This window comes from Streptomyces viridochromogenes DSM 40736 (genome assembly GCF_000158955.1).
In the GTDB taxonomy this organism is placed as follows: Bacteria; Actinomycetota; Actinomycetes; order Streptomycetales; family Streptomycetaceae; genus Streptomyces; species Streptomyces venetus.
The window spans coordinates 2,773,811-2,786,534 of sequence record NZ_GG657757.1 but is presented as its reverse complement, the minus strand read 5'-3'; the positions used below and the strand labels follow the sequence as shown (position 1 = coordinate 2,786,534).

The window sequence follows — 12,724 nt, the reverse complement described above, 5'->3', positions numbered from 1 at the left end:
GACAGCCAGTCACCGGACGGCCGGTCACCGGACGGCCGGGAAGCCGGGGACGGGGCACGGAGCGCGCCGGACGTGCTCCCGCCCCCGGCAACCCTTCATGAGCCGAGCCTGGTCAGGCGGAGATGGTGTGCCCGCACACGTTGTGGATGTCCGCCCAGCATTGGCCGTAGGCGCCGAGCTTCGCGCAGCCCGGCTCCGGGGCCTTGACCGTCGGTACGGCCAGCAGCGCGCCCGCGGCGGCCATCACCAGCGCGGAGCGAAGTCGAGTCATCAGGTGTCCTTTTCCCAGTTCGCGACGGCGGCCCGATCCGCCGCCGCACGGCGAAGACGCTAAGCGTGATCGCGCGGTCACGGAGAGCGGCTCAATGGCGTTTTTCACGCTCGGGTGTGAAATGTGCGCGTCAAACCCGTCCGTAGGGAAAGTCCAAATCTGCCCGACAGGCTATTCGGCTGTGGCCAACGCCCGCTCCACACCCGGCTCTTGAGGCCCGAGGAACCGGGGATCCGGCCGGAACACCGCGTCCAGAACCGCCTTCCCGGCGGCGAGGACCTCCCGGGCACCCCCGTAGTACCAGGTCGCGTCGTGCACGGCGTCCACCCCCACCCCGTACGACTCGACCCCCGCCGCCTGACACAGCGCCACCGCCCGCCGGATGTGGAACCCCTGGCTGATCAGCACGGCCTCGTCCACACCGAAGATCTTCTTCGCCCGCACGCAGGAGTCCCAGGTGTCGAACCCCGCGTAGTCACTGACGATTCGCCGGTCGGGCACGCCGTGCCGCGTCAGATACGCGCGCATCGCGTCCGGCTCGTCGTAGTCCTCGCGGCTGTTGTCCCCGGTGACGAGCACCACCTCGACCCGACCCTCCCGGTACAGTCCGGCCGCCGCGTCCAGCCGGTGCGCGAGGTACGGCGAGGGCTCCCCGTCCCACAACCCGGCACCGAACACCACGGCGACATCGGTACGCGGTACCTCCGCCGCCGTCCGCAGCCGGTCACCCGCCACCACGTACATCCAGGCCGCCGGAAGCAGCGCGAGCACACACGCGCCCATGACGGCCTGTACGAGCCGCCGCTGCCCCTTTCGGGTACGCGGCAGCCTCGGTCTGCGGAACTTCGGACGGCGCATCGGACGGTCCCTCCCCAGGTCGGCCCCTCGACAGTCAGGGACGTCCAGCCGGGCCGCCCGGTTCATCCACCGGCGCGTGAGCAGCTTCACTCCGGTCCTTGAAGCCCCAGGTCAGGGCGGCTCACACACCACCCGTCCCGCACGGTGAACCGCCGGAAAACACCCGTGACACCCGCGCAACGGGAAGGCAACGTGGCGCCGCGACCATCGATCCATGCCCAGCCAGCTCAGCCTCGTCCCGCCGACCGCCCCACGTCGCCCGGCGCCGCCCGCCCTCGTCGTCGTGGCGCACGGCAGCCGCGACCCACGCGCGCTGAGCACGGTACGCGCGCTCCTCGACCGGGTCCGGGCACTGCGGCCCGGCCTTCCGGTGCACCTGGGGCACATCGAACTGAACGAGCCCCTGCTCCCCGACACCCTCGCCGCCCTGGGGGACACGGAGGCGGTCCTCATCCCCCTCCTCCTCAGCCGCGGCTACCACGTCAAGCGGGACATCCCCGAGATGGCCGCGGCAGCCCCGGCCCGCACCCGCCTGGCCGCCCCCCTGGGCCCGCACCCGCTCCTGGTCGACGCCCTCCAGGCCCGGCTGACGGAGGCGGGCTGGGGCGGAACGCCCCGCCGCGACAGCGCGGTGGTACTCGCCGCGGCGGGCTCCCGCGACCCGGACGCCAAGGCGGACACCGCCCGCACGGCCCACCTCCTGGCGGCCCGCCTGGGCGTCCCCGTCATCCCGGCCTACGCCTCAGCGGCGACCCCCACGGTCCCGAACGCCGTCCGCACCCTCCTCGCCAGGGGCCGCCACCACATAGCCCTGTCCTCCTACTTCACGGCCCCGGGCCGCTTCGCCACGGAATGCGCCCAGGCGGCCCCCTGGATCGCGGCCGCCCCCCTCGGCACCCACCCGGCCATGGCCGACCTCCTCCTCCACCGCTACGACGAGACCCTGGCGACCCGCCGAGTGGACGCATCGCCAAGTACCTGTGCACTCGACGCTGAGGAAATCCACGCCGCGGCCTCCTAGCGTGAAACGCGTGCGCCGACGAGCGGCGCGTCGAGAAGGGGGCTCCGACTCAGCATGAAGAACCACAGGCGAACGGCCATGGGCGTCCTCGCCACGAGCGCCCTGATGATCCTGACGCTCGCCTCTCCGGCCCAGGCCGACGGCAAGGTGGAGACCCTCAAGTGGGGTGACCTGAAAGCGGGCGCAGGGCGGGCACTGTTCAAGAGCAAGGGCGACCGGCTCACGGTCATCGACTACGCCGACGACGGCCGCAGCGTCTCGGTGTCCCTCGGCGGCAGGGACTTCTCGTACTACGACCCGGACGGCCTTTCGGGCCGCGAGTTCAACCTCGACTTCCCGGAGGGCAAGAAGCTGGTGCTCGGCATCTGCCTGAAGCACGGCGACCACTACGAGGACGGCACCTGCACCCGCACCACGGTCAGGGCGTAGGCCCGGCCGCGGCGGTCCCGGGCCCGGCGGTCCCCGGGCCTGGCGGTCCCCGGGCCCGGCGGTCCGCAGCGCGGGGCGGTCCGCCGCGCCGGGCGCGACCCGTCACGAACCATCCGCACACGCCCGAAAACAGAACCCGGCACCCGCACGGGCGCTTAGTGTCGAGCCATGGACGGCACCGCACACCCCACGGCCTACGACCCGACGTCAGTCGACCGCTGGGCCCCGGAACCCGACAAACGCCCCGGCCGCACCGCCTTCCAGCGCGACCGGGCCCGAGTCCTCCACTCCGCCGCCCTGCGCCGCCTCGCCGGCAAGACCCAGGTGGTGACGCCCGGCACCCTGGGCCCGGCCTGGGACGCCAGCCCCCGCACCCGTCTCACCCACTCCCTCGAATGCGCCCAGGTCGGCCGAGAGCTGGGCGCGGCCCTCGGCTGCGACCCGGACCTTGTGGAAGCCGCCTGCCTCTCCCACGACCTCGGCCACCCGCCCTTCGGCCACAACGGCGAACAGGCCCTCAACGAGTTCGCGGCGGACTGCGGCGGCTTCGAGGGCAACGCCCAGTCCCTCAGACTCCTCACCCGCATCGAACCCAAACGGTTCACCCCGGAGGGTTCCGTCGGCCTCAACCTCACCCGCGCCGCCCTCGACGCCGCCACCAAGTACCCCTGGCCCCGCGGCGCCCACCCCACCGACCCGGCGTCGAACAAGTTCGGCGTCTACGAGGACGACCGCCCCGTCTTCGACTGGGTCCGCAAGGACGCCCCCGGCACCCGCACCTGCTTCGAGGCGCAGGTCATGGACTGGTCCGACGACGTGGCCTACTCGGTGCACGACGTGGAGGACGGCCTGCACGCCGGCCACATCGACCCGGACTGCCTGCACGCCGACCCCGAGCGGCAGGACGTCTTCCAGGTCGCCATCGGCCGCTACGTACCCGCGGACACCGACCCCGCCGAGCTCGCCGAGGCCCTGGACCGGCTCCTCGCCCAGGAGTGGTGGCCGCACGGCTATGACGGCACCGCCGTGGCCCAGGCCCGGCTGAAGGACGCCACCAGCCAGCTCATCGGCCGCTTCTGCCTGGCCGCCGAGACCGCGACCCGCACCGCGTACGGCGCCGGACGGCTCACCCGGTACGCCGCCGAACTGGTCGTCCCGCGCGAGACCCGGATGGAGTGCGCCGTCCTCAAGGCCGTCGCCGACCGGTACGTCATGCAGCGCGCCGAGCAGGAACGCCTGCGCGCCGACCAGCGCGTCGTCGTCGCCGGACTGGCCGAGGCGCTCACCGTTTTCGCCCCGGAGGGCCTGGACCCGCAGTTCCGCGCCCTGTTCGACCGGGCGGGCGACGACCGGTCCCGCATACGGGTGATCGTCGACCAGATCGCCTCCCTCACCGTACACCTCGGCCCGCTCGCTTCACGCCCGCCTGGCGGGGCACGCGTGAGACTGACGCGACACGGGGGACGCGAGCGCCCCCGAAGGTGACCCTCCGTGGCCTGATCGGGTCACTCCCTCTTCCCGCATCACGCTCCGTGCGGGACGCTCGCAAGTGGCGACATCATTACGAGGAGGCACCAAGTGGTCGACGCGGATCAGACATTCGTCATCGTCGGAGGCGGACTGGCGGGCGCCAAGGCGGCCGAGACGCTCCGCGCGGAGGGCTTCACCGGCCGCGTGATACTGATCTGCGACGAACGTGACCACCCCTACGAGCGCCCGCCGCTGTCCAAGGGCTACCTCCTCGGCAAGGAGGAGCGCGACAGCGTCTTCGTGCACGAGGCCGCCTGGTACGCGGCCAACGACATCGAGCTCCACCTCGGCCAGACCGTCGACGCGATCGACCGCACGGCGAAGACGGTCCGCTTCGGCGAGGACGGCACCGTCGCCCGCTACGACAAGCTGCTCCTGGCCACCGGCGCCGAGCCCCGCCGCCTGGACATCCCGGGTACGGACCTGGCCGGCGTGCACCACCTGCGCCGCCTCGCCCACGCCGAGCGCCTCAAACACGTCCTGACCAACCTCGGCCGGGACAACGGCCACCTGGTCATCGCCGGAGCCGGCTGGATCGGCCTGGAGGTCGCGGCGGCGGCCCGCGAGTACGGCGCGGAGGTCACCGTCGTCGAGCACGGGCCGACCCCGCTGCACGGCGTGCTGGGCCCGGAGCTCGGCGGGCTCTTCGCCGAGATGCACCGTGAGCACGGCGTGCGTTTCCACTTCGGCAGGCGGCTGACGGAGATCGTCGGCCAGGACGGCATGGTCCTCGCGGCCCGCACCGACGACGGCGAGGAGCACCCGGCGCACGACGTCCTGGCCGCGATCGGCGCGGCCCCGCGGGTCGCTCTCGCGGAGGCGGCCGGGCTGGAGATCGCCGACCGGGCGCAGGGCGGTGGCGTCGTGGTCGACGAGCGGCTGCGCACCTCCGACCCCGACATCTACGCGGCCGGAGACGTGGCCTCCTTCCCCCACGCCCTCTTCGACACGAGCCTGCGGGTGGAGCACTGGGCCAACGCGCTGAACGGCGGACCGGCCGCCGCGCGCGCCATGCTGGACCACGACGTGACCTACGACCGGGTGCCCTACTTCTTCTCCGACCAGTACGACCTGGGCATGGAGTACTCCGGCTGGGCACCGGCGGGCACCTACGACCAGGTGGTGATCCGCGGGGACGCCGGCAAGCGCGAGTTCATCGCGTTCTGGGTGAAGGACGGCCGGGTGCTGGCCGGCATGAACGTGAACGTGTGGGATGTCACGGACAAGATCCAGCACCTGGTCCGTTCCCGGGCCCGGGTGAACACCGAGTCGCTGGCGGACCCGCACGTGCCGCTGGAGAGTCTCGCCTCGTAGCCGTCAGGGCTGTCAGGACTGTCGGCGGGCCACCGTAGAATTCACGCGTGGCAGGACGGATCAACGACGAGGACGTGAAGGCGGTACGGGACGCGGTCCCGATCGACGCCGTGGTGTCCGAGTACCTCCAGCTGCGCAACGCGGGCGGCGGCAACCTCAAGGGTCTCTGCCCGTTCCACGACGAGAAGTCGCCCTCCTTCCAGGTCAGCCCCAGCAAGGGCCTGTTCCACTGCTTCGGCTGCCAGGAGGGCGGCGACACCCTCACGTTCGTGATGAAGATCGACCACCTCTCCTTCTCGGAGGCGGTCGAGCGCCTGGCCGGCCAGGCGGGCATCACCCTGCGCTACGAGGAGGGCGGCTACAACCCCTCCCACCAGCGCGGCGAACGGATCCGCCTGGTCGAGGCCCACAAGATCGCCGCGGAGTGGTACGCGGAACAGCTCGCCATGTCCCCCGAGGCCGACACCGGCCGGGTCTTCCTCGCCGAGCGCGGTTTCGACCAGGCCGCCGCCGTCCACTTCGGTGTCGGCTACAGCCCCCAGGGCTGGGACCACCTCACACGCTATCTGCGCGGCAAGGGCTTCACCGACAAGGAGCTCCTCCTCTCCGGCCTCTCCCAGGAAGGCCGCCGCGGCCCCATCGACCGCTTCCGGGGCCGTCTGATGTGGCCCATCCGCGACATCGGCGGCGACGTCGTCGGCTTCGGCGCCCGCAAGCTGTACGAGGCGGACAACGGCCCCAAGTACCTCAACACCCCCGACACGGCGATCTACAAGAAGTCCCAGGTCCTCTACGGCATCGACCTGGCGAAGAAGGACATCGCCAAGGCGTCCCGCGCGGTCGTCGTCGAGGGCTACACGGACGTCATGGCCTGCCACCTCGCCGGGGTCACCACCGCCATCGCCACCTGCGGCACCGCCTTCGGCGGCGAGCACATCAAGATCCTCAGGCGGCTGCTGATGGACAACGGCTCGGCCCGCGTCATCTTCACCTTCGACGGCGACGCGGCCGGCCAGAAGGCGGCCCTGCGCGCCTTCGAGGACGACCAGAAGTTCGCCGCCGAGACCTACATCGCCATCGCCCCCGACGGCATGGACCCCTGCGACCTGCGCCTCGCCAAGGGCGACGAAGCGGTGGCCGACCTGGTCGAACCCCGCACCCCGCTCTTCGAGTTCGCCCTCCGCCAGATCGTCGGCCGCTACGACCTCGACACCCCCGCGGGCCGCGCCGCCGCCCTGGACGAGGCGGCCCCCGTCGTCGCCCGCATCAAGAACAGCGGCGCCCAGCACGAGGTCGCCGTCCAGCTCGCCGGCATGCTCGGCATCCTCGACACCCAGTTCGTGGTCAAGCGCGTGGCCCAGCTGGCCCGCTGGGCCCGTGAACGCGGCGGCAAGGGCCCGGCCCCGGACCGGCACCAGCACGCCGCACAGCAGTACGCCCAGCCGTCCGCCGCCCCCCGCGGCCCGGCCCTCAACCTCCGCAACCCCGTCTACGCCACCGAACGCGAACTCCTCAAACTCGCCCTCCAGCGCCCCGAGCTGGTCTCTCCGGCCTTCGACGCGTACGGCATCGACGAGTTCACCGCCCCGCCCTACGCCGCCGTACGCCAGGCCATCCTCGACGCGGGGGGCTCCGAACCGGGCGTCGAGGACCCCCAGGGCTACCTGGTCAAGGTCCGCGAGGCCGCCCCCGACGACGCGGTCCGCGCGATGGTCACGGAACTGGCCGTCGAGGCGATCCTGCTGCACAAGGGCACCAAGGGCGTCGACGAGGTCTACGCGGGCGCCCAGTTGGTCACCGTCCGCCGCCGCGCCGTCGAGCGCCGCATCCGCGACATCCAGAGCCAGCTCACCCGCCTCGGCACCCACGGCGACCCGGCCCAGCTGGCCGCCGTGCAGAACGAACTCTGGGTCCTCCAGCAGTACGACCAGACCCTCCGGGTGCAGGGCGCCGCCGCGCTCTGACGTCACCGCGCGGTCACGGGCCGGACGCAAAAAGTCATCGCACGCCCCTCGTGGGGGACTGTGTGTCTTCCCCCACACTGGGTTGCGGTGCCTGAGTCCTCGGAGCGCGGCCGATCCGTCACCGGCGGGTCCCACACCCCCGCGGTTCCGTTCATCGCGTACGGGACGGACAGCGGCGAGGCCGCCGACTCCGCTCCCGAAGTACCGCTGCCGCCCCCCATGGCAGCGATCATCCTGGAGGTCGCCCCCGTGCAGACCCAGACCCTCACCCAGACCGCCGTCAGTGCTGCCGCCGGCGCCGGCGCCGGCGACCCCGCGCCGGACCCGGAGGCCGACGTCCTCTCGGCCGTCCCGGCCCAGAGCCGCGCCGTGCTCCACCCCGAGACGGAAGGGGAGGCGGAACCGGAGCCGCAGGAGCCGCCCGCCGGGACCGTCGAGACGGCCGAAGCCCCCGAGGCCGTCGAACCCCCACCGGCCCGCCCCGACACCAGCGGCCCCTCCTCGGACCTCTTCCGCCAGTACCTGCGGGAGATCGGCCGCGTCCCCCTGCTGACCGCCGCCGAGGAGGTCGAACTCGCCCGCCGTGTCGAGGCCGGCCTGTTCGCCGAGGAGAAACTGCGGCTCGCCCCCGACCTGGACAGCCAGTTGGCGGTGGACCTCGACCGGCTCGTCGTCATGGGCCGGATGGCCAAACGCCGGCTCATCGAGGCCAACCTGCGGCTCGTCGTCTCCGTCGCCAAGCGCTACGTGGGCCGCGGGCTGACCATGCTCGACCTCGTCCAGGAGGGCAACCTCGGACTCATCCGGGCCGTCGAGAAGTTCGACTACGCCCGCGGCTACAAGTTCTCCACCTACGCCACCTGGTGGATCCGCCAGGCCATGTCCCGCGCCCTGGCCGACCAGGCCCGCACCATCCGGGTCCCGGTCCACGTCGTGGAGCTCATCAACCGCGTCGTCCGTGTCCAGCGCCGCATGCTCCAGGAACGGGGCTACGAACCGACGCCCGAGGAGGTCGCCGCGCACCTGGAACTGCCCCCGGAGCGGGTCGGCGAGGTGCTGCGGCTCGCCCAGGAGCCGGTGTCGCTGCACGCACCCGTCGGCGAGGAGGACGATGTCGCGCTGGGCGACCTGATCGAGGACGGCGACGCCGCGAGCCCCGTCGAGTCGGCGGCGTTCCTGCTGCTCAGGGAGCACCTGGAGGCGGTCCTGTCGACCCTGGGGGAGCGGGAGCGCAAGGTGGTCCAACTCCGCTACGGACTGGCGGACGGCCGCCCCCGCACGCTGGAGGAGATCGGCAGGATCTTCGGCGTGACGAGGGAACGCATCCGTCAGATCGAGTCGAAGACCCTGAACAAACTCCGCGACCACGCCTTCGCGGACCAGCTGAGGGGTTATCTGGACTGATTGCCGTGTGCGGGCCGGTGGGGGTGATTCGCGCAGTTCCCCGCGCCCCTGAAGGCGCGCCGGCTGCACGTCCTCAAGGGGCGCGGGGAACTGCGCGACCGGCCCCCACCGGCCCGCAGCCGCCCCGCGACAGCCCGAGGCATCCCCCGGACGCGACTCAGTCCACTTCCGCCACCGCCTGCGCGAACTGCGCCTTGTACAGCCGCGCGTAAGCGCCATCCGCCGCCAACAGCTCCTCGTGCGCCCCCTGCTCCACGATCGCCCCGTTCTCCATCACCAGAATCGCGTCCGCGTCCCGGATCGTCGACAGCCGGTGCGCGATGACGAACGACGTACGCCCGTGCGCGAGCTTCGCCATGGCCTTCTGGATGAGCACCTCGGTACGGGTGTCGACCGAACTCGTCGCCTCGTCCAGCACCAGGATCACCGGGTCCGACAGAAACGCCCGGGCGATCGTGATCAGCTGCTTCTCACCCGCGCTGACCCCCGTCCCCTCGTCGTCGATCACCGTGTCGTACCCGTCCGGCAGCGTCCGCACGAACCGGTCCGCGTGCGCCGCCCGGGCCGCCTCCTCGATCTCGCCCCGGGTCACCTCACGGGACGCCCCGTACGCGATGTTCTCCGCGATCGTCCCGCCGAACAGCCACGTGTCCTGCAGCACCATGCCGATCCCGGCGCGCAGTTCGTCCCGGGACATCCGTGCGATGTCGACCCCGTCGAGGGTGATACGCCCGCCGGTGACGTCGTAGAACCGCATCAGCAGGTTGACGAGCGTCGTCTTGCCCGCGCCCGTCGGGCCGACGATGGCGACCGTGTGCCCGGGCTCGACCTTCAGCGACAGGTCCTCGATCAGCGGCTTGTCGGGGTCGTACCGGAACGAGACGTTCTCCAGCGCCACCTGCCCGCGCAGCTCCTCGGGTCGCACGCCCGGCACCGGATCGGCCCCCTGCTCCTCCGCGTCCAGCAGCTCGAAGACCCGCTCCGCCGAGGCGACACCCGACTGCACCAGGTTCGCCATGGACGCGACCTGCGTCAGCGGCATGGAGAACTGCCGTGAGTACTGGATGAAGGCCTGCACATCGCCGATGGACAGCGAGCCGGAGGCGACCCGCAGCCCGCCGACGACCGCCACCAGCACGTAGTTCAGGTTCGACACGAACATCATCAGCGGCTGCATGACCCCGCTGTTGAACTGCGCCTTGAACCCGGCCTCGTACAGCGCCTCGTTCTGCTCGGCGAACTGCTGCGCTGACTCCTCCTGCCGCCCGAACACCTTCACCAGGGTGTGCCCGGTGTACATCTCCTCGATGTGCGCGTTGAGCTTGCCCGTCGTACGCCACTGCTGCACGAAGTGCGGTTGCGACCGCTTGCCCACGCGCGTGGCGACGACGAACGACAGCGGCACGGTCACCAGCGCGACCAGCGCGAGGATCCAGGAGACCCAGAACATCATCGCGAGGACACCGATGATGGTCAGCACCGAGTTGATGAGCTGCCCCATCGACTGCTGGAGCGTCTGCCCGATGTTGTCGATGTCGTTGGTGGCGCGCGACAGCACCTCACCGCGCTGGCGCTTGTCGAAGTACGACAGCGGCAGCCGCGACAGCTTCGTCTGCACGTCCTCGCGCATCCGGAACATGGTCCGGTTCACGGCCCGGTTCACCAGGCGCGTCGCCACGGCCATCAGGAGCCCGGCCACCGTGAACACGCCCAGCGCGAGCAGCAGCACATGCCCGACGGCGGTGAAGTCGATGCCCTCGCCCGGGGTGAAGTCGGTGCTGCGCAGCATGTCGGCGACGTCACCGTCCCCGCGCTGCCGCATGGAGTCGAGGACCTGCTCCTTGCTCGCCCCCTCCGGCATGCCCCGCCCGACGATCCCCGCGAAGACCAGGTCGGTCGCCTTCCCGAGGATCTTCGGCCCGACGACGCTCAGGCCGACGCTCAGCACCACGCACAGCAGCAGCACGTAGATGGTCAGCCGCTCCGGCCGGAACTGTGCGACGAGCCGTTTGCCGGACCCCTTGAAGTCCAGCGAGCGCTGGTCGGGGCCGCCCCCGGCCATCATCCGCCCCATCGGACCGGCCATCAGGCAGCCTCCGCTTCCGTGAGCTGGGAGAGCACGATCTCCCGGTAGGTCTCGTTGTCCGCCATCAGCTCGTGGTGCCGTCCGGTGCCGACGACCCGGCCCTCGTCGAGGACGACGATCCGGTCGGCGTCCCGGATGGTCGCCACCCGCTGGGCGACGATCACCACGGTGGCCTCCGAGGTCTCCTGCGCGAGCGCGGCCCGCAGCGCCGCGTCCGTGGCGTAGTCGAGCGCGGAGAAGGAGTCGTCGAAGAGGTAGATCTCAGGGCGCTGCACGAGGGTCCGGGCGATCGCGAGCCGCTGCCGCTGCCCGCCGGAGACGTTCGTACCGCCCTGCGCGATCGGCGCGTCCAGCCCGCCCTCCAGCCGCTCGACGAAGTCCTTGCCCTGCGCCACCTCCAGCGCGTGCCACAGCTCCTCGTCGGTGGCGTCCGGGTTGCCGTACCGCAGGTTGGTCGCCACCGTGCCCGCGAAGAGGTACGGCTTCTGCGGCACCAGCCCGACGGTCCTCGCGAGCAGCCGCGGATCGATGTCCGCCACCTCGACACCGTCCACGAGCACCTGCCCGTCGGTCACGTCGAACAGCCGCGGGACCAGCCCCAGCAGCGTCGACTTGCCGCTGCCGGTCGAGCCGATGACGGCGGTCGTCTCACCCGGCCGGGCCACGAGGTCCACGGCCCGCAGCACCGGCTCCTCGGCACCCGGGTAGCGGAAGCCCGCCCCGCGGATCTCCAGATGCCCGTGCCGGCGCAGCTCCGTGACGGGCGCGGACGGCGGCACGACGCTGGACGAGGTGTCCAGCACCTCCTGGATGCGCTCGGCGCACACCTCCGCGCGCGGCACCATCATGAACATGAAGGTGGCCATCATCACGGACATGACGATCTGCATCAGATAGGCGAGGAACGCGGTCAGGTCGCCGATCTGCATCCCGCCGCTGTCGATCCGGTGCGCACCGAACCACACCACGGCGATCGACGACAGGTTCACCACCGTCATGACGATCGGGAACATCAGCGCGAGCAGGTTGCCGGTGCCCAGCGCGAAGTCCGTGAGGTCGGTGTTGGCCTTGCGGAAGCGCTGCTGCTCGTACTCGTCCCGGACGAAGGCACGGATCACCCGGTTGCCGGTGATCTGCTCGCGCAGCACCCGGTTCACCGTGTCCAGCCGCTCCTGCATGGCCCGGAACAGCGGCCGTAGCCGCCGCACGATCAGCGTCACGCAGATGCCCAGCACCGGCACGACCGCCACCAGCACACCCGACAGCGGCACGTCCAGACCGAGCGCCAGCACGATGCCGCCCACGCACATGATCGGCGCCGACACCATCAGCGTGAACGTCATCAGCGCCAGCATCTGCACCTGCTGGACGTCGTTCGTCGTACGGGTGATCAGCGACGGAGCCCCGAAGTGACCGACCTCACGCGCGGAGAACGACTGCACCCGGTCGAACACGGCGGCGCGCACGTCCCTCCCGACCGCCGACGCCGTACGGGCGCCGTAGTACACGGCACCGATGTTGCACACGACCTGGGCCAGCGAGATGCCGATCATCAGGCCGCCGTAGCCGAGGATGTAGCCGGTGTCGCCGTTCACGACACCCCGGTCGATGATGTCGGCGTTCAGCGTCGGCAGATAGAGCGTGGCGCAGGTCTGCAGGAACTGCAGCAGCACCAGCAGGACGATGGGTCTCTTGTAGGGCCTGAGATAGGTCCGCAGAAGTCGTATGAGCACGCTGCTTCTCTCGGAGTGGACGACGGGGCGGTTGGTTGCCCCTGGCCCCTATCGTCGGACACTCCACCCGCGTTACCTCAACCGAATTAACCCAACAGGCGGTCACAACGCCCC

The 12,724-nt window shown here is 71.2% G+C and carries 9 protein-coding genes and 1 pseudogene; 6 read left to right on the top strand and 4 right to left on the bottom strand.

All coding sequences use genetic code 11. From position 1 onward, the window contains the following. Positions 1–112 precede the first annotated feature (112 nt). Positions 113–271, bottom strand: a complete 159-nt coding sequence (locus tag SSQG_RS41330) for a hypothetical protein (RefSeq protein WP_158681027.1) — start codon at positions 269–271, stop codon at positions 113–115. A 171-nt stretch (positions 272–442) separates the two neighbouring features. Then, positions 443–1,129 (bottom strand): SanA/YdcF family protein, encoded by a 687-nt coding sequence (locus tag SSQG_RS12190; RefSeq protein ID WP_003990061.1) that lies wholly within the window; start codon positions 1,127–1,129, stop codon positions 443–445. A gap of 214 nt (positions 1,130–1,343) precedes the next feature. Between SSQG_RS12190 and SSQG_RS12185 the strand changes: the two genes are divergently transcribed. The 6 genes and pseudogenes from SSQG_RS12185 to SSQG_RS12160 all read left to right on the top strand — a co-directional run bounded on the left by SSQG_RS12185 (position 1,344) and on the right by SSQG_RS12160 (position 8,791). Next, positions 1,344–2,150 (top strand): sirohydrochlorin chelatase, encoded by an 807-nt coding sequence (locus SSQG_RS12185; RefSeq protein ID WP_003990060.1) that lies wholly within the window; start codon positions 1,344–1,346, stop codon positions 2,148–2,150. A gap of 54 nt (positions 2,151–2,204) precedes the next feature. Then, complete coding sequence (locus tag SSQG_RS12180) at positions 2,205–2,579, top strand: hypothetical protein (protein ID WP_003990059.1); 375 nt, start codon at positions 2,205–2,207, stop codon at positions 2,577–2,579. 168 nt (positions 2,580–2,747) lie between these two features. Beyond that, a pseudogene (locus SSQG_RS12175) lies at positions 2,748–4,023 on the top strand (deoxyguanosinetriphosphate triphosphohydrolase). A 134-nt stretch (positions 4,024–4,157) separates the two neighbouring features. Continuing rightward, positions 4,158–5,423, top strand: coding sequence for an NAD(P)/FAD-dependent oxidoreductase (locus SSQG_RS12170; protein ID WP_003990057.1), 1,266 nt, complete (start codon positions 4,158–4,160; stop codon positions 5,421–5,423). Positions 5,424–5,470: 47 nt separating this feature from the next. Beyond that, positions 5,471–7,387 carry a DNA primase gene (gene dnaG / locus SSQG_RS12165; protein WP_003990056.1) on the top strand — a complete coding sequence of 639 codons (1,917 nt, stop codon included), beginning with the start codon at positions 5,471–5,473 and terminating at the stop codon, positions 7,385–7,387. Between the two features lie 87 nt (positions 7,388–7,474). After that, complete coding sequence (locus SSQG_RS12160) at positions 7,475–8,791, top strand: RNA polymerase sigma factor (RefSeq protein WP_003990055.1); 1,317 nt, start codon at positions 7,475–7,477, stop codon at positions 8,789–8,791. Between the two features lie 157 nt (positions 8,792–8,948). Here the strand turns inward: SSQG_RS12160 and SSQG_RS12155 are convergent, their stop codons facing one another. Together SSQG_RS12155 and SSQG_RS12150 are read right to left on the bottom strand one after the other, a co-directional pair. After that, the gene (locus SSQG_RS12155; protein WP_003990054.1) at positions 8,949–10,877 is read right to left on the bottom strand and encodes an ABC transporter ATP-binding protein; all 1,929 of its coding nucleotides are present in this window, start codon (positions 10,875–10,877) and stop codon (positions 8,949–8,951) included. Beyond that, positions 10,877–12,610, bottom strand: coding sequence for an ABC transporter ATP-binding protein (locus SSQG_RS12150; RefSeq protein ID WP_003990053.1), 1,734 nt, complete (start codon positions 12,608–12,610; stop codon positions 10,877–10,879). The genes SSQG_RS12155 and SSQG_RS12150 overlap by 1 nt, the downstream gene beginning before the upstream one ends. Positions 12,611–12,724 lie beyond the last annotated feature (114 nt).